18 protein-coding genes are annotated in these 16,951 nt (G+C 69.0%); 9 read left to right on the top strand and 9 right to left on the bottom strand.

What is annotated here, in order from left to right; translation table 11 throughout:
* Positions 1-110: 110 nt before the first annotated feature.
* Complete coding sequence (locus tag EQ874_RS19860) at positions 111-290, top strand: hypothetical protein (RefSeq protein ID WP_129977866.1); 180 nt, start codon at positions 111-113, stop codon at positions 288-290.
* On the opposite strand, the gene EQ874_RS19855 is transcribed toward EQ874_RS19860, so the two are convergent.
* A complete protein-coding gene (locus tag EQ874_RS19855; RefSeq protein ID WP_129977865.1) occupies positions 287-1,891 on the bottom strand; it encodes an MFS transporter in 1,605 nt (534 codons plus the stop codon). The two genes, EQ874_RS19860 and EQ874_RS19855, sit on opposite strands and share 4 nt — an antisense overlap.
* Positions 1,892-1,981: 90 nt before the next feature.
* The gene (locus EQ874_RS19850) at positions 1,982-2,179 is read right to left on the bottom strand and encodes a DUF4177 domain-containing protein (protein ID WP_006552868.1); all 198 of its coding nucleotides are present in this window, start codon (positions 2,177-2,179) and stop codon (positions 1,982-1,984) included.
* A gap of 201 nt (positions 2,180-2,380) precedes the next feature.
* Between EQ874_RS19850 and EQ874_RS19845 the strand changes: the two genes are divergently transcribed.
* Complete coding sequence (locus EQ874_RS19845; protein ID WP_129977864.1) at positions 2,381-3,166, top strand: maleylpyruvate isomerase family mycothiol-dependent enzyme; 786 nt, start codon at positions 2,381-2,383, stop codon at positions 3,164-3,166.
* A 60-nt stretch (positions 3,167-3,226) separates the two neighbouring features.
* Here the strand turns inward: EQ874_RS19845 and EQ874_RS19840 are convergent, their stop codons facing one another.
* Together EQ874_RS19840 and EQ874_RS19835 are read right to left on the bottom strand one after the other, a co-directional pair.
* Positions 3,227-3,502: a hypothetical protein gene (locus tag EQ874_RS19840; RefSeq protein ID WP_016933472.1), complete on the bottom strand. Its 276-nt coding sequence runs from the start codon at positions 3,500-3,502 to the stop codon at positions 3,227-3,229.
* 106 nt (positions 3,503-3,608) lie between these two features.
* Positions 3,609-4,514 (bottom strand): AraC family transcriptional regulator, encoded by a 906-nt coding sequence (locus EQ874_RS19835; protein WP_129977863.1) that lies wholly within the window; start codon positions 4,512-4,514, stop codon positions 3,609-3,611.
* Positions 4,515-4,550: 36 nt separating this feature from the next.
* On the opposite strand from EQ874_RS19835, the gene EQ874_RS19830 reads away from it, so the two are divergent.
* Both EQ874_RS19830 and EQ874_RS19825 read left to right on the top strand, forming a co-directional pair.
* Positions 4,551-5,111 carry a TIGR03086 family metal-binding protein gene (locus EQ874_RS19830; protein WP_064063250.1) on the top strand — a complete coding sequence of 187 codons (561 nt, stop codon included), beginning with the start codon at positions 4,551-4,553 and terminating at the stop codon, positions 5,109-5,111.
* A gap of 20 nt (positions 5,112-5,131) precedes the next feature.
* Entirely contained in the window at positions 5,132-6,040 is a 909-nt protein-coding gene (locus tag EQ874_RS19825) for a pseudouridine-5'-phosphate glycosidase (RefSeq protein WP_129977862.1), read from the top strand.
* A 4-nt stretch (positions 6,041-6,044) separates the two neighbouring features.
* Here the strand turns inward: EQ874_RS19825 and EQ874_RS19820 are convergent, their stop codons facing one another.
* Positions 6,045-6,710 carry an NUDIX domain-containing protein gene (locus tag EQ874_RS19820; protein WP_129977861.1) on the bottom strand — a complete coding sequence of 222 codons (666 nt, stop codon included), beginning with the start codon at positions 6,708-6,710 and terminating at the stop codon, positions 6,045-6,047.
* 61 nt (positions 6,711-6,771) lie between these two features.
* On the opposite strand from EQ874_RS19820, the gene EQ874_RS19815 reads away from it, so the two are divergent.
* Together EQ874_RS19815 and EQ874_RS19810 are read left to right on the top strand one after the other, a co-directional pair.
* Positions 6,772-7,752 carry an ADP-ribosylglycohydrolase family protein gene (locus tag EQ874_RS19815; protein WP_129977860.1) on the top strand — a complete coding sequence of 327 codons (981 nt, stop codon included), beginning with the start codon at positions 6,772-6,774 and terminating at the stop codon, positions 7,750-7,752.
* A 115-nt stretch (positions 7,753-7,867) separates the two neighbouring features.
* Complete coding sequence (locus tag EQ874_RS19810) at positions 7,868-8,998, top strand: iron-containing alcohol dehydrogenase (protein WP_129977905.1); 1,131 nt, start codon at positions 7,868-7,870, stop codon at positions 8,996-8,998.
* Between the two features lie 7 nt (positions 8,999-9,005).
* Here the strand turns inward: EQ874_RS19810 and EQ874_RS19805 are convergent, their stop codons facing one another.
* From EQ874_RS19805 to EQ874_RS19795, 3 genes are all read right to left on the bottom strand, one after another.
* Entirely contained in the window at positions 9,006-9,200 is a 195-nt protein-coding gene (locus tag EQ874_RS19805; RefSeq protein ID WP_064063637.1) for a hypothetical protein, read from the bottom strand.
* A 79-nt stretch (positions 9,201-9,279) separates the two neighbouring features.
* A complete protein-coding gene (locus EQ874_RS19800; protein WP_064063651.1) occupies positions 9,280-10,071 on the bottom strand; it encodes a PIG-L family deacetylase in 792 nt (263 codons plus the stop codon).
* A gap of 38 nt (positions 10,072-10,109) precedes the next feature.
* Entirely contained in the window at positions 10,110-12,152 is a 2,043-nt protein-coding gene (locus EQ874_RS19795) for an elongation factor G-like protein EF-G2 (protein WP_129977859.1), read from the bottom strand.
* Between the two features lie 205 nt (positions 12,153-12,357).
* On the opposite strand from EQ874_RS19795, the gene EQ874_RS19790 reads away from it, so the two are divergent.
* Positions 12,358-13,782 (top strand): aldehyde dehydrogenase family protein, encoded by a 1,425-nt coding sequence (locus EQ874_RS19790; protein WP_129977858.1) that lies wholly within the window; start codon positions 12,358-12,360, stop codon positions 13,780-13,782.
* Positions 13,783-14,015: 233 nt separating this feature from the next.
* On the opposite strand, the gene EQ874_RS19785 is transcribed toward EQ874_RS19790, so the two are convergent.
* On the bottom strand, positions 14,016-14,312 hold the full coding sequence (locus tag EQ874_RS19785) for a chorismate mutase (RefSeq protein ID WP_016934680.1): 297 nt from the start codon (positions 14,310-14,312) through the stop codon (positions 14,016-14,018).
* Positions 14,313-14,631: 319 nt separating this feature from the next.
* On the opposite strand from EQ874_RS19785, the gene EQ874_RS19780 reads away from it, so the two are divergent.
* Both EQ874_RS19780 and EQ874_RS19775 read left to right on the top strand, forming a co-directional pair.
* Positions 14,632-15,525: a hypothetical protein gene (locus tag EQ874_RS19780; protein ID WP_129977857.1), complete on the top strand. Its 894-nt coding sequence runs from the start codon at positions 14,632-14,634 to the stop codon at positions 15,523-15,525.
* A gap of 193 nt (positions 15,526-15,718) precedes the next feature.
* The gene (locus tag EQ874_RS19775) at positions 15,719-16,903 is read left to right on the top strand and encodes a thiolase family protein (protein ID WP_129977856.1); all 1,185 of its coding nucleotides are present in this window, start codon (positions 15,719-15,721) and stop codon (positions 16,901-16,903) included.
* The last annotated feature ends 48 nt before the right edge of the window (positions 16,904-16,951 follow it).

Genomic DNA, 16,951 nt, shown 5'->3' with positions numbered 1-16,951 from the left:
GAGGTTTCCGCTCGTACGGATCGAAACGGCTCCGGTCTGTTCGGCCGGCGAGAAGGACGGCGGTGTATGTCGCTCTCCGCACGGAGGGCCGATCCGGAAGGCGATCTCCCGTGACGATCGTTGGCGTCGCGGGCAACCCGCAGCCCGCATCCCGCCCCCTCGACGCCGCAGCCCGTCTCGCCGCGGCTCTCGCCGGACGAGAGCCCGATCACGTTGTGGACGTGGTCACACTCGGTGCGGGGACTGCTCGCGTCCTGTTCGCCGGGCACCGATTCCCCGCGAATTTCTAGGGCGGTCGTGTTCCGACCGATCGTCGCGGCAGCCGTCCGGTTCCGAACAGCGCCGCGATCGCGAGGAGCGCTGTCACGGCGAACGCGGCGCGCAGTGCTTCGAGTCGCGCATCGGCGTTGACCGCGACGAGCGCTTCCGTTGTGGAGGGGTCGACATTCGCCTCGTCGAGCGCAGTCCGTAACTGGGTCGTGGACAGGAACGGCACCCCGCCGGCCAGCTCGGTGGTCGCCTGCTGCTGTACCGAAGGCGGGACGTCGGGGTTGTTCTCGATTCCGGCGACGACCGACGTGGTGAGGGTCGCGATGAGGATCGACCCGATCAGCGCGGTGCCCAGCGACGCCCCGAGATTGGTTGCGGTGTTCTGCACACCGCCGACTTCGGCGCTCTGGGAATCCGGTACCGACGAAACCGTGACCGCGCCGAGCTGGGAAGCCATCGCCCCCAGACCGAGACCCATCAACAACATGGGTATCGACACCACGGCCGCATCGGCACCCGGGTCCATACCGGCAACGAGGATCAGGATCCCCAGGATCATCGAACCCAGACCCATGCGCACCACACGCCGGGGGTCGGCGTGGGGTCGCACTTTCGGGATCACCGTTGCGGCCAGCACCAGAGCGACCGATAACGGCAGGATTCGGACACCGGTCTCGACCGCGCTGAGTTCGAGTACGACCGACAGGAAGAGAGGGACGGAGAAGAAGACTCCGGCCTGCACCGCGAACTGCGCGAAGAACATCGTCAGACCGCCGACGAGCTGGCGGTTGGCGAACAGCCCCGGATCGACCAGCGGGTCGCGGCCCCTGCTGACGAGAGCGCTCTGCCACCGCATGAATGCATAGAGCACCAGCGAGCCCGCGACGAGAAGCCAGATGACCGGGGACAGACCCAGTACGGCGGGTGCGCCCGGCTCGGCCCGCACCCAGCCCCATTCGCTCGAACGCAGGACGCCGTAGACGACGGATCCCAGACCGAGTACGGACAGTGCGGATCCCACGAGGTCGAGGTGGACGCGGTGAGGGGGAACGTCCTCGATACGGCGCAGCACCAGCAGGATCAGCACCACCAGGACGACCTCGCCGAAGAAGACGTAACGCCACGACGCGAACGTCGTGACGGCCCCGCCCAGCAACGGACCCACGGCCACGGCCGATGCACCGGCCGCCGCGACCAGACCGTATGCTGCGGAACGCCGCTCGGGAGCGAAGTTGGCCGCGACGAGCGAGACGATCGCCGGCATGATCAGAGCCGCGCCGATACCTTCGAGCAACGACCACCCCACCAGCAGGACCGCGAGGTTCGGGGCGAGTCCGGTGGTGAACGAGCCGATGCCGTAGATCACCAGTCCGATACCGAACGCGCGGCGTCGACCGAGGATCGTGCCGACCTTGCCCCCGGTGATCATGAGGGACGCCATCACCAGGGTGTAGAGGGTGATCGCGGTCTGGATGCCGGTGATCGTGGTGCCGACGTCCTGTGCGACGGTCGCCATCGACACGTTCATCACCGAGCTGTCGAGCGTCATCAGGAACTGGCCCGACGCCAGTACTGCGAGCACCAGTGATGAACCCGAGCGGATCTCCGGCTGCGACGACACCTGTCCGTCCTTCGGCTCAGGTCGCCGGGAGAGGCGGGAAGAATCCACTGCCGCTACCGACAGGTGCCGGCATTCGGCGCGACATCGCTTCTACTCTTCGCGTTCGAACGTCACGAGCATTCCCTCGACGCCACCGGGGCCGATCCGTCCCTTGATGTCGGCGGAGGTGATCGCCTTCAGGCGCCACCCGTCTCGGGCATGATCGTTGAGGATCTTCTCGAGCTTGCCGCCGGACATCTTCCCACCGAGCATGCCTTCGCGGATCTCGATCACCTTGTACGAGTACATCCGTTCAGCTTACGGTCGCCCCGCGAGAATCTCGTCGAAATCCGACGGCAGTACGTGACACTGGAAGACGACGCTTTCGAGACCGATCGCGAACTTCGGTGTTTCCGACCGCGCTCGGCGACGTCGGAAACACCGAAATCGTGACAGGACACCGACCGTGCAGAATCGGGGCGGGTATCGGGCCGAGTACGAAGGGTAGGCATGCTGGACTACGCGCGTTACTGCGGAGAGATCGTCGAACAGACGGAACTGCTGGTGGACTCACTGACCGGGCAGGACATGACCACACCGGTGCCGTCGTGCCCGGGATGGAACCTCGGTCAGCTCGCCCGGCACATCGGCTACGGGCACCGGTGGGCGGCCGAGGCGGTCCGGGGGAACGGGACGATGCCCCGCACCGACCGCGCGATGCGGGAGTTGGCGGATTACGTCGACGAGGATCCGGACGAGGTGATCCCGTGGTTGCGGGAAGGGGCGCACGAGCTCGGGACCGCGCTGCGGGAGATCGGCCCGAACATGCGGGTGTGGACACCGATCCCCGGTGGCAAGAAAACCCCGGAGTTCTTCGCCCGGCGGTTCACCCACGAGACGGTCGTGCACCGCGCCGACGCTGCGCTTGCGCTGGGTGTGGAATTCACGATGGCACACGACCTCGCGGTCGACAGCGTGGACGAGTGGCTCGACCTGGCCGTGGTCACCTGGCCGCGACGCGATGCGGAACGGCACCGTGCGCTGCACGGTCCGGACCGGACACTGCACTTCCATGCGACGGACACGTCGGCGGAGTGGGTCGTGGATCTGACCGGAGAAGAGTTCGTGTGGCGGCACGCCCACGAGAAGAGTGCCGTCGCGGTACGCGGACCGCTGACGGAGCTACTGCTGGTGCTCTACCGGCGGCGCGCGGTGGACGCGGCCGACGTGAAGGTCTTCGGCGACACCGAGTTCCTGGCGACCTGGCTCGACGTCAGTCCCTTCGGCCAGCCGTAGGTCGGAACGCGCAGCGGGTGGCCGCACCGCGACGTCGAGGCACGGCCACCCGCATGCGAATCAGAGCGACAGGCGTGAGGCCGAGTACGCGTGGCGGATCGCGTCGAGTGCGCTGGTGCAGGGAATGTGGGCTTCCTGCAGCGAGTGGATCACCTCGGCGGTCGGGCCGGACTGCTCGAAGGCGCTGCCGGCGGCGACGGCCCAGGCGACTTCGCCGGGCTCGAATGTCCGAGTGGGCTTCCATCCTCGCTGGGGTGCGAGCTCGCGCAGAGTGCTCCAGTGCGCGACCTCGTCCGCGTCCGGACGTCCGATGAAAAGTAGGCGGTCGTGTCCCACGATGAACCCCTTCGTTCTTCGTCGTGCTTCGACAGGTAGGTCGTCCTCCCTGTGCGCTTCGTTACATTTACCTGATCGCGAAGGGTCGTGGGTTCGGGAGGTTCCACTATGTGGTACGCGCGCCGGGCTCGCGGGACCCATCCGAAGAAGGCGGTCGTGTATCGCCGTAGCGAGCAGCGAACGCACCGGGGGTCATGCCCACGACCTTCGCGAAATCTCGCACGAAGTGGGGTTGGTCGGCATAACCGAGGACGGCGGCGACCTCCGACAACGAGCCGGGCCTCTCGCGCAGGCGGCCGGCGGCCTCCTGCAGTCGCCGTCGCTGGATGAGCCACTTCGGGGTCAGGCCGATCCGCCGCTGGACGAGGCGTTGCAGGGCCCGCTCACCGAGATCGAACTCCGCCCGGATCTGCTCGACGCGCAGGACGTCGGGGTTCTCCTCCACGAACGCCACCAGCCGATTGACGAGTCGTCCTTCCTCGTCGATCGGGAGGTGGGCGCGAAGCACCTCGTCGAACGCCTCCGTCGCGGAGCGATGCGACTCCGGTGAACGGGGGTCGGATGCCATCGCCTCGCGTACCCGTGTGGTCAGGCGCGTGCCGGGGTCGTCGAGGACGTCGGTGAGGTCGACGGCCCGGTCGGTGAACGCCGCGAGCGAGGTGCCGGTGAGCAGGGCGCCGGCCGCAGGGCTGAGCATGCACCCGACCGCCCAGCCCTCACCGGTGAGTGTGACGGTGGACAGTCCGTGCTCGACACCGTAGAAGCGCGCGTAATCGTGCCCGACCACCATCTGGCAGACCGGATACCGCAGCACCCGCTGGGGTGCCTCCCGGCCGGGCGGCACCGACCAGACCGGAATCCAGTACCGCTGCACCAGGTCCGTGAGGTCGGGCCCGGCGGGATAGCGATCGATGGTGTGCGAGGCGTCGTGCGGATCCTTCAGGTGGGCGCGTTCGATGTCGTCGCGACCGCCGAGACGCCGCGCCGCCGGGTCGCCGCCGTCGGGTTTCATCAATACCTCGCCCTCGGTGGTCGTCAGTATCGAGTCATGAATACAACAGCACTGCGACACGCAGAGGCCGACAAGCCGCTCACCGACGTGATCTCGTCCCTGCGCGACGCCGAGTGGGACGCACCGTCGCCGTGTGAGGGGTGGACGGCGCGCGACGTCCTGGCCCACATCATCGACACGCAGCGGGAGTTCTTCGACGGTCGCGGTGTCGAGACGGGGGAGCGGCCCGACACCGGCCGTCCCGCCGAGGCCTGGCAGGTACACACGGCGCGTATCGCCGAGATCCTCGCCGACGACGCACTCGTCTCGACGACCTACGACGGGTACTTCGGGCCGACGACGGTGGGCGCGACCTTCGAACAGTTCTACATCTGGGACATGCTCGTGCACCGCTGGGACATCGCGCGCAGCGCGGGGGCCGATGTGGTCTTCTCCGACGCCGAACTCGATCGGATGGAGGCGGGCGCCGACAGTTTCGGCGACGCGCTCTACATGGACGGTGTCTGCGCGCCGGCGGTGGACGCTCCCGACGATGCCGACCGCACGACCCGCATTCTCGCGAAGATGGGCCGGCGCACGGCCGCGGCGCTTCGATAGGCCGCGTTATCGTCGGTCGTATGAGCGAATCGATCCGCGTCGCGGACTTCGTGCGCGAGGCGATCGCGGGCCGTCGGCCCGTCGTGGCGCTCGAATCGACGATCTTCACGCACGGTCTCACGCGTCCACGCAACGTCGAGGTCGCGCTCGACGCCGAACAGCGTCTGCGCGACTCCGGGGTGGTGCCCGCGACCATCGGGGTCGTCGACGGTACGCCGACGGTCGGTCTGTCGGAGCAGCAGATCCGTATGCTCGGCGCGGACGATTTCCCGGTCGTCAAGCTCGGCCTCCGCGACCTGCCGGTCGCAGCGGCCAAGGGGTGGCACGGCGGGACGACGGTGTCGGCGACGGCGCTGCTCGCGCATCGTGCCGGGATCGCCGTCTTCGCCACGGGCGGCCTCGGCGGCGTTCACCGAGGAGCTTCGTCGACATTCGACGAGAGCGCGGATCTCGTTGCGCTGGCGACACTTCCGATTCTCGTGGTGAGTGGCGGCGTCAAGTCCGTCCTCGACATCCCCGCGACACTCGAACGGCTCGAGACGCTCGGGGTGATCGTGGTCGGCTACCGAACCCCGCGCTTCCCCGGTTTCTACGTGCGCGACAGCGGTTGCGACGTCGACGCGGTGGAGTCGGCACAGCAGGCCGCGGAGGTGGCGCGGGCGCGGGACGGGCTGGGACTGCGCTCGGCGGTGCTCGTGGGGAATCCGGTGGCGGCCGAGGCGCAGATCGATCCGGAACTGCACGACCGGGTGCTCGCGGAGGCCGAGCGCGCGGCCGTTGAGACCGGGATGCGCGGTAAGGCGCTCACCCCGTTCCTGCTCGACCACATGCATCGGGCCACCGAGGGGCGCTCGCTCGAGACGAATGTCGCGGTCTATCGCGGGAATGTCGCTGTAGCCGCCGAGATCGCGCTCGCGCTGGTGGCCTGAGGCGTCACTGCAGCAGGAAGGCGGCGGTGGACGACGGCAGGGGAGTGTCGCGCCGGCGGTAGATCTCGGCGGGGCGACCTGTGCCCTCCCTGCGCAGTTCGCCGGTGGGTTCGAGGCCGTGCAGCAGGTGCCGGCGGAAGGTGTCCTTGGGATAGCTGCGGGCATAGACGGTTTCGTACAGCATCCGCAGGTCGAGCACGGTGAACTGCTCGCCGAGGAAGTTGCCGGGGTCGACTGCGGCGGAGTACCGGCGACGCAGGTCGGCGACGGCCAGGTCGACGATCTCGGCATGGTCGAAGGCGAGGCCGGTGGTCTCGGTCGTCGGCACGAGATGCGCCTCGGCGGGGATTTCGGCGACCGGCACTGCGGCGCCGTGGGCCATCGACAGCACCCATCCGCGGTCGTCGCGCTCGGGATCGTCGAGCATGGCCAGCTGGTGGAAGTCGACGCCCGTGAGCCCGGCCTTGTCGCGCAAGGCGCGTTTGGCGGCTTCGGCGAGTCGCTCGCCGGGGTGCAGGAAGGTGCCCGGCAGGGCGAAGCTGCCCTCGGGACGTTCGACGACCAGTACCTTCAGGACTTCGTCGACGGTGAGGACCGCGACGTCCACGGCCACCGAGGGGCGCGGGTAGTCGGTGAGCGACCTGCCGGTCGAATCGGTCGGTGTGCCCATGGTGGACATTCAATCATTGATGCGCTAACTTTAGCGCAGACTTGATCGAATTGAGGGGTTCATGGAAACGACCGCAGCACAGAACGACCGGGCCGCCGGAGTCCTGCTCGCCACCGCAGCAGGCGACGCACTCGGGGCGGGATACGAATTCACGTATCCGGCGGCCACCACACCCGTCGACATGATCGGCGGCGGACTCGGGCCGTTCGCGCCCGGCGAGTGGACCGACGACACCTCCATGGCCCTCGCCATCGCCGAGGTCTCGGCGACCGGCGTCGACATCGGACAGGGTGCCGGACTCGACGCGGTCGCGGCGCAGTTCCTCCGCTGGTACGCCACCGACCCCAAGGACATCGGCAACCAGACGCGTGCCGTCCTGCGCGAGGCGGGCCCCACCGCCGCCGGCATGACGGCGCGCGCCCGCAGCCTCCCGGGACGCACCGGCGGTAACGGATCGCTCATGCGCACCGCACCCGTCGGGCTCGCCTTCCTCGACGACGCCGAACGGTGCCTGGCCGCGGCCCATGCGATCAGCAGCCTCACCCACGCGGACGAGCAGGCATCCGAAGCGTGCCGCCTGTGGTCGTTCGCGATCCGTCACGCCGTCCTCCACGGCACCTTCGACGGGGTGCGGATCGCGTTGTCCCACCTGCCGCGACCTGCCGAGCAGCGGTGGACGGTGTTGCTCGACGAGGCCGAGGCCGCGCCGAGCCCCCGCGTGTTCGACAACAACGGCTGGGTCGTCCACGCCCTGCAGACCGCGTGGTGGGCTATCACACACGCCCGCACCGACGGCCCCGGACACCTGCCCGAGGCACTCGAACTCGCCGTGCGCGCCGGCAACGACACCGACACGGTCGCGGCCATCGCGGGCGGACTGCTGGGCGCACGCTGGGGTGCGTCCGCGGTTCCGGAGCGGTGGCGTCGCATGCTGCACGGGTGGCCCGGTTACCGCGCGGACGACCTCGAGCGCCTCGGGCTGCTCACCGCACGGAAGGGCTCCGGCGAACACGGCGCACGGTTGCGGGTCGTCGAGAGCTGAGACTCCCCGAGATCCGCCGGATGCCTCCGCTCGCGACTGTGATGCGGTAGACACGACCTGTCGGCCGGATATTCGAGGGGGATCGCACGTGGCTTCCATCGCACTTCCACGCATCATGCGCGTCGGCGGAGGTGCCGTCGCCGAGATCGGGGAGGTCGTCGCCGGACTCGGACTCGCCCGGCCCCTGGTGGTGACCGACAAGTTCCTGGTCGGTACGGGTGCGGTGGATCGGATGGTCGCGCAGCTCGACGCCGCCGGACTGCACCCCGCGGTCTTCGCCGACACCGTGCCCGACCCCACCACCGCCTCACTCGACGCGGGTGTCGCGGCGGTCGCCGAGCACGACGCCGACTGCGTGATCGGGTTCGGCGGGGGGAGCCCGATGGACACCGCGAAGGCGCTGGGCCTGCTCGCCCGGCAGGGCGGGCACATGCGCGACTACAAGGCGCCGCGCGACAACACCGGTCCGGCGTTACCGGTGATCGCCGTGCCCACCACGGCGGGAAGTGGCTCCGAGGCAACGCAGTTCACAGTCATCAGCGACAGCGAGACCGACGAGAAGATGCTGTGCCCCGGCCTGGCCTTCCTGCCGGTCGCGGCGATCGTCGACTACCGGCTCACCATGACGATGCCCCCGCGGCTGACCGCGGACACCGGCGTGGACGCACTCACCCACGCCATCGAGGCCTACGTCAGCAGGAAGGCGAACCCGTTCTCCGACGGTCTCGCGCTCGTCGCGATCGGCACCATCGGACGGGTGCTGCGGCGCGTCTACGCGGACGGACAGGATGCCGCGGCGCGCGAGCAGATGATGCTGGCCGCCACGCAGGCCGGGATCGCATTCTCCAACTCCAGCGTCGCGCTCGTGCACGGCATGAGCCGGCCGATCGGGGCGCACTTCCACGTCGCGCACGGCCTGTCGAACGCGATGCTGTTCCCGGCGGTCACCGAGTTCTCGGTGGATGCGGCCGAATCCCGTTACGCCGACTGTGCCCGCGCTCTCGGCGCGACGTCGGCGGACGCTTCGGACGCGACGGCCGCTGCCGATCTGCTCGTCGCGCTGAAAGAACTGTGCCGCGACGTGGAGGTGCCCACGCCCAAGTCCTACGGCATCGACAGGCGGACCTGGGACGAGCGGGTCCCGGTCATGGCCGAGCAGGCACTGGCGTCGGGATCTCCGAACAACAACCCCAGGATCCCGACGGCCGACGAGATCCGCGAGCTCTACGCACGGATCTACGGCTGAACGCGGCTCACTCGGGGGCCTGATCGTCGGGCTCGACCTTCTCCGTCTTCACCCGGTCCGAGATGCTGCCGGCCGCGCCTTCCTCCTCGCGTTCGTTCTCGACCTTCTGTTCGAGCTTGTCGACGAGGTTCTCGATCTTCCGGCCGGTGAGGTCGTCGTTGTCCTCGGGGCGGCCGGAGCCGTGCTTGGGGGCGTTGTCCATCGACGTCCGTCCTTCGTTCGTAGGTGCAGGGGAGCGGTACCCGAACGCCGGGACGATCAAACGGCTGCAACGGTTCTGCTCACGTCGATGTCGGCGGTCGGAGCGGGAGACCGGTCTCCCGCAGACCGGGCGCACCACCGCGTCGCCGGAACCATTCGACACCGAACGCGGCCCGCAGATGTTCCTCGGGCATGGTCAGCATCGGTCCGAAGTCGCCGATCTGCGACTCGTAACCGACCATCGCCGCGCGTTTGGCGTCCAGCGCCGTCGACACATCCACCGCGGTGGTCAATTCCGACTCCGGCAGACCGAAGGTCTCGAGGTCCGGAGGCCGCACATCGTCCGGTGCGTCCGGCAGCGCCGAGAACAGCCGCTTCAGGTGATCCCGGTTCGTCGAGGCCTCGTAGACGGTGTCGTGCCCGGTCATGCGTTCGGCGTGGACCCCGGCGCGGTGGACCTGGATGTGGTCGGGATGGCCGTATCCGCCGTGCGCGTCGTAGATGGTGACGACATCGGCGCGTTCCTGCTCGATCACCGCGGCCAGCCGTGCTCCCGCCTCGCCCGGATCGGCGTTCGCGAAGGCGTCGGGGTCCTGGTTGCCGCTCGTGCCGGCCATCCCCGAATCGCCGTAGCCGAAGGACACCACCCGGGCGGCACCCAGCGCGCGAGCGGACTCTTCGAGTTCCTTCGTGCGCCGTGCGGCGAGAGATTCGCCGGGTGCGAGCAGTCCGTCGGGATACTCACCGCGGGCTCCGTCGGTGGCGACGACGAGCACGACCCGGTGTCCGGCGTCGGCGGCCAGGCGCATCACGCCGCCGGTGAGGAACACCTCGTCGTCGGGGTGCGCGTGGAAGCACAGCAGAACGCTCATGGCGTTCATGCTGGCACGTTGTCCGGAAGGTGTGGCGGCTAGTCCGACCCCCCGTATCGGGCGGCGAGGTTCTCGGGCATCGGCTCGTGCCGCAGGTACTGGCGCGCGAAGTCGGCGGTGCCCTGCGTGATGGACCGCAGTTCCACCGGATAGCGGCCGAGTTCGAGTTCGGGAACCTCCGCGCGCAGCAGTGCGATTCCCGGTGCCGGTGATTCGGTGCCGAGTACCCGGCCGCGCCGGGCGGACAGATCGCCCAGGACGGCTCCGAGGAACTCCTCGGGCACGATCACCCGTACGGCAGCGACCGGCTCGAGCACTCGAACCGTGCTGTGCGAGGCCGCGTCCCGCAGGGCGAGTCCCGCTGCCGCCTGGAAGGCCGCGTCGGACGAATCCACCGAGTGGGCTTTACCGTCGACCAGGGTGACCTGCACGTCGACGAGCGGATATCCCGTCGTCACCCCCTTCTCCGCCTGTGCGTACACGCCCTTCTCCACGGACGGGATGAACTGACGTGGAACCGCACCGCCGACCACCCGCTCGGCGAAGACGACACCGCTCCCCACCGGCAGCGGCTCGACCTCGACGTCGACGACGGCGTACTGACCGTGTCCGCCGGACTGTTTGACGAGCCGGCCGTGACCTTTCGCTGAGGCGGCGAAGGTTTCCTTCAGCGGCACCCGATGCTCGACCGTGTCGACCTGCACACCGTGCCGGGTACGCAGCCGTTCGAGGACCAGCTCCGAGTGTGCTTCACCCGTGCACCACAACACGAGCTGGTGGGTCTCGGGATTCTGCTCGACGCGCAGCGCCGGATCCTCGGCGGCCAGTCGCGAGAGGGCCTGGGACAGTTTGTCGTCGTCGGTGCGGGTGTGCGCTTCGATCGCGACGGGCAGCAGCGGTGTCGGGGTCGGCCACCGGTCGAGCGAGACCGGACGGTCGGGGTCGTGCAGGACGTCTCCGGGTTGCGCCGTTGCGAGTTTCCCGACGGAGACGATGTCTCCCGCGACCGCCTCACCGACCGGGCGTTGCTGTTTGCCGAACGGGCTCGTCAGGGCAGGGATGCGTTCGCGGCTGTCGCGGTCGCCGTCGGCCAGCGCCACGATCGTGTCGGGCCGGAGCGTGCCGGAGTACACGCGCACCAGGCTGATCCGGCCCACATAGGAGTCGCCGGCCACGCGCACGACCTGCGCTGTGAGCGGACCTTCCGGGTCGCACGGCGGTGCCCCGCGCCCGCGGTGTGTCGGGGCAGGGAAGCCGGTGGTGATCAATTCGAGCAGTTCGACGGACCCGATACCCGTCTCGTCCGCGGGGACGGCCGGGTGCAGGGTGCAGGCCAGGATCTCGCGGGTGAGCCCTTCCTGCAGGGAGGCGGTGTCGAGTTGCTCGCCGGCGATGAACCGCTCCATGAGCGTGTCGTCCTGGCCGGAGATGGCCTCCACCAGGCTTTCCCGTGCCTCGGTGGAGACCGGGCACGGGCCCGGTTCGCCGTAGTTGCGGCCCGTCAGCAGCCCCATCGATCCGATCGGGCGGTCGCCGTCGTAGACGGGATAGAACAGGGCCCGCAGGGTGTCGGGCCCCAGCCCGAAGGCATCGTGGCAGTCCGAGAGCATGTCGTCGTAGCCGTGCCGGGCGACATCGAGTTTGTTCACCACGATCGCGCGAGGAACGGCCTCGTCGTCGCACTCACGCCAGAGGGCGCGGGTCGCGGCGCTGATCGGATCGGTGGCGGAGACGACGAAGATCGCCGCGTCGGCCGCATGCAGACCCGCGCGGACCTCCGCGTCGAAGTCGGGGTGGCCGGGCGTGTCGATCAGGTTGATCTTGATGCCGTTCCATTCGAGGGGCACCACGGACAGCTGCACCGACCGGCGGTGCCGCTGTTCGATCTCCTCGTAGTCGGACACCGTCGTGCCCTCGGCCACGCGCCCGGCACGCCCGACGGCGCCCGCTGCCACGGCGAGGGATTCGGCGAGGGTGGTCTTCCCGGATCCGCTGCACCCCACCAGGGCAACGTTGCGGATCCGGTCGGGACTGTCGGCGGTCGGTGCCTGCCGGCTGCGTGCTGCGGAGCGATCGGGCATCGAGCTACTCCCTCGTGTGACCTGCAGCACAGTCTAGGGCATTCCGATCGTCCCTCCGGGGAGGTTGCCGACACACGCTCGAGGCTCGCAACGCCGCCGGCGACCGAGCCGTCGCACACCTTCGGGCTCGACGAGATCGACCCCGCATTGCGGTGTGGTCTTCGTTACCCTCGCGCAAGGGCGTCCTACGAGCAGGGAGACCGAGATGACGGACATTCTCGACCGCACGAAGATCTACATCGACGGGCAATGGGTCGATTCCGACGGCACCGGCCGGATCGAGGTCGTGAACCCGGCGACCGAGGAGGTCGTCGCTGTTGTTGCCGAGGGTGTCCCCTCCGATGTCGATCGGGCCGTCGCCGCGGCGAAACAAGCATTCCCGGCCTGGTCCGCGCTCAGCGGTACATCACGCGCCGCCTACCTGGAGAAGGTCTCCTCCCTGGCGAACGAGCGCGCCGACGAACTCACGGCCGTCGTCTCGCAGGACCTGGGGATGCCCGCGCACTTCGCACGCGCCATCCAGGTCGGGATGCCGCTGAAGAACATCGCGGCCTACGCGTCGCTGGCCGGAAACTACGACTTCGACGACCGGGAGATCGGCAACGCCCTGGTCGTCCGCGAACCCATCGGGGTCGTCGGGGCGATCACCCCGTGGAACTATCCGCTGCACCAGGTGGTGCTGAAGGTGTTCGCCGCGCTCGCGGCAGGATGCACCGTGGTGCTCAAGCCCACGGAGGTCGCGCCGCTCGTGACCTACGCCCTCGTCGACATCGTCGACGAGGCCGGGCTGCCGCCGGGTGTGCTCAACGTCGTCAGTGGTTACGGACCGGTCGTCGGCGAGGCCATCGCCGCCCACCCCGATGTCGACATGGTGTCGTTCACGGGGTCGACGCGCGCCGGCAAGCGGGTCTCGGTCGTCGCGGCCGAGACGGTGAAGAAGGTGGCGCTCGAACTCGGCGGCAAGTCGGCCAACATCATCCTCGACGACGCCGACCTCATCGCCGCTGTCACCGAGGGTGTCGGCAAGTGCTTCCTCAACTCCGGCCAGACCTGCACCGCGCTGACCCGCATGCTCGTCCCCGCCGACCGTCTGCCGGAGGCCACCGCCATCGCCGAGCAGGTCGCGCGGGCCTACACCGTCGGACTGCCCGACGATCCGTCGTCGAAGCTCGGCCCGCTCGTCAGCGGTACGCAGCAGGCACGGGTGAAGTCGTACATCGACAAGGGGGTCGAGGAGGGGGCCGAACTGGTGCTCGACGGGCGCGAGACCGAGTTCTCTACCGGCTACTTCGTCGGGCCGACCGTCTTCACGAACGTCGCGCCGGAGATGACGATCGCCCGTGAGGAGATCTTCGGTCCGGTGCTGTCGATCATCGGTTACCGGGACGAGGACGACGCCGTGCGCATCGCCAACGCCGGCGACTACGGCCTGTCGGGCGGCGTGTGGTCGGCCGACCCGGCGCGAGCGGAGGCCGTGGCCCGCCGCATGCGCACCGGTCAGGTCTACGTCAACGGTGGCGCCTTCAACACCGACGCACCTTTCGGTGGTTACAAGCAGTCGGGTATCGGACGCGAAGCGGGTGTCTTCGGGCTCGAGGAGTTCCTGGAGATCAAGACGATCCTGCGCTGACGGAAGTGCACAGCACCGGCCGGAGTCGCTCCGGCCGGTGCTGTGTCGTTCGGGGACCGGTCGACGGCCCGCTTCGCAGTGAGCCCGAGATCCATACTGCTCCTGTCTGATACCGGGACCTCCGACAGGCAGGGTGCGTCCACGTCTGCGACCGGCGTGACTCGAATCGGCGGACGGCGCGGGTACGCCGACGGCCCCCGCTCCGTGTGGTGCGGGGGCCGTCGGGGTGGGTCTCAGGCCTTGCGGGTGCGGCCGAGGCGCAGCAGCGTCATGGCGAGCGTGCTTCCGTCGGCGCCGAGTTCGTCGAACCGTCCGAGGACGGCCATTTCCTCGGACTGTGCCTCGCGGCTCGCGTCGGTGCCCTTGGCCGATGCTCCGACGCGCTGAACGAGTTCGGAACGCCGCTTGATCACCGCGAGCAACTGGGCGTCGAGCTCCCTGATCTGCTCGAAGAGCTCGCCGAGCTCTGCCGCGGCCGACGAAGCTTCGCCGACGGACGCGATGCCAGGCGAATCAAGCTGGACAGTCATGCAGACTCCTCCGGTCTCGTCTGAATCGTCACAGATTGTGTCGCGATCTCGCCTGTAGGTGTTACCGACACGTAGGGAAATATTCTCGCCAGCTTCCCCCATACGCGTCCCGTCCCTCCAAAAACAGCCGTGACCTGGAATAACACAGTGATGACCGGGGGGTATGTTAATCGTCACACCGGCCGGTGCCAACTCGCGTGCCCGGTCGTGGCGGAGCGCCCGGAGGGTCCGCATCCGATCGGCCGCTCGAGGTAGCGTTCCGGCCGACCGGCACGGCCGAGAGCGTCGAGGCTCCTCGGTACACCGGGAGGGGAGACCGATGCAACGACCTGTTGTCCCGTGGGGTGGGCGCGGCACGGAGGCTGCGACTTCGGACACCGAACGGACATCCGATACCGAACCGCCGAGCGAATGGCGGCACGGCGCACATACTCTGCGTGTATACGCAGCGGCCGGTGCGGCCGTGCTCGTGTCGGTCTTCGCCGCGACCCGCGGAGTAGGTGTGTGGCGCGCCGGCTCGGTGGGCGCCGACCGCTTCTATTCGATCCTGGCGGTGCTGATGTTGCTGACGGCGGCCTTCGGCGCTGCCTTCTGGTCGCCACCGGGGCGCAGACCCCGGGTGAGGCATGTCGACGCGGCGGGTCGCGGGAGTACCGAGATCGGAGGACGCCACGTCGTCTTCGGTCTGCTGCTCGCGATGGTGGTGTGCGGCGCCTTCCTTTCGCTCGGGGCGGCCGTGGAGATCCTGGTGGGGAACGACGGGCTTCCCGTGGTGGCGGTGGCGCTGGCACTCGTCGCCGGGGTGTGCCTGACCTTCCTCGCCGAGGTGGCACTCGGGCGCATCCGGGCCGGATCGCTCGTTCTCGGACCCGACGGCATCAGGCTGCGCGGCTGGTTCGTGGAGTCCTACCTGCCCTGGGTGTCGGTGCGGGGGCTCCGGGCGGTCGACCGGGGGGTCCCGGTGATCTGGATCGAGGGGCACGAGTCGGCGGCGTGGGCGCGCCGGCGGACCAGTCGTGTGTTCCGTTTCGAGCGATTGCCGCAGGAGCCCCGGATCGAGCTGGACTCACGGTATCTGGCCGTCGACCCCGTGCAGTTGTACCGCTTCCTCGAGTTCTACGTGGAGCACCCCCGGCACCGTCGCGAGCTGGGCACGCCGGCGGCCGCGGATCGTCTCGCGGCGGGTCTCCCGTTCGCTGTGGACGACGCGTGAAAACAACGTAGCTCCTACTGTAGAATGGCGTTTCCGCACCTGTTCCTGCAGCGCGCGTTCGAGCCCACGAGACTGCGGCACTCGGTGCCGTAGCATGAATCGGACCCTTCGGGAGGGCCAGCCTCTCGAAGAGCCGTGCGCTCGGCCGGTGCCGGCGTGTGGACCCCAGGTGTTCGACCAGATTGGACGAGAAATGACCGCTCCGGAACGCATCGTCATCGTCGACGGCGCACGCACCCCCGTCGGCAGCTTCGGTGGCGCCCTGAAGGACGTACCCGCCCACGAACTCGGCGCCACCGCGGTGCGCGAGGCGCTGCGGCGTGCGGATGTCGCGGGTGAGGACATCGACGAGGTCGTCATGGGCTGCATCGGGCAAGTCGGAGCCGACGCCTACAACGCCCGTCGCGTGACCCTCGCCGCCGGACTGCCCGTCTCCACCCCGGCCCTGACCGTCAACCGGTTGTGCGGATCCGGACTGCAGGCCGTGTGGTCCGCCGCCCAGGAGATCCGTTGGGGTGCTGCCGAGATCACCGTCGCCGGCGGCGACGAGAGCATGTCCCGCATGCCGTTCTACGACTTCGGTGCCCGCAGCGGTTACAAGCTCGGCAACCGCGAGCTCGTCGACGGCACCGTCGGGATGCTCACCGATCCGTTCAGCGGACTGCACATGGGCGTCACCGCCGAGAACGTCGCCCGCGAGTACGGCGTCAGCCGTGAGCAGCAGGACGAGTTCGCCCTCGAATCGCAGCGGCGCGCTGCCACCGATGCGGCGAAGGCCGTCTTCGCCGAGGAGATCACCCCGGTCGAGATCGGTGGCCGCAAGCCCGTCACCGTGACCGAGGACGAGCATCCCAAGCCCGACACCACCCTCGAGGTGCTCGGCAAGCTGCGTTCGGCGTTCATCAAGGACGGCACCGTCACCGCCGGTAACGCGTCCGGCATCAACGACGGCGCGGCCGCCCTCGTCCTCGCCCGAGAATCGGTGGCCCGCGAACGCGGCCTTGCCGGCTCGGTCGTGCTCGAGTCCGTCGTCACCGCGGCGATGGAACCCGAGTTGATGGGCTACGCACCCACTCTCGCCCTGGCGAAGCTGTTCGAGCAGAACGGTCTGACCCCGGCCGACATCGACACCGTCGAGCTCAACGAGGCCTTCGCCTCGCAGGCCCTCGCGGTGGCGCGCGACGCCAAGCTCGACCCGGAGAAGACCAACCCCTACGGCGGTGCCATCGCCCTGGGGCACCCGGTCGGCGCGACCGGCGCGATCCTCACGCTGCGCGTCGCCAAGGACCTGATCCGACGCGACCTCGAGCTCGGCGTCGTCACCATGTGCATCGGTGGCGGACAGGCACTCGCAGCGCTGCTGCGTCGCGTGTCCTGATCCGGCACCTTCTCAGGATCCCGGCGGTGGCGGGCGTGATATCGGTAT

The sequence above is a fragment of the Rhodococcus sp. Q1 genome (genome assembly GCF_004153645.1).
Taxonomy (GTDB): domain Bacteria; phylum Actinomycetota; class Actinomycetes; order Mycobacteriales; family Mycobacteriaceae; genus Rhodococcus; species Rhodococcus gordoniae.
Note: the sequence above shows the minus strand (reverse complement) of the source record. Positions and strands in the feature narration are given on the sequence as shown.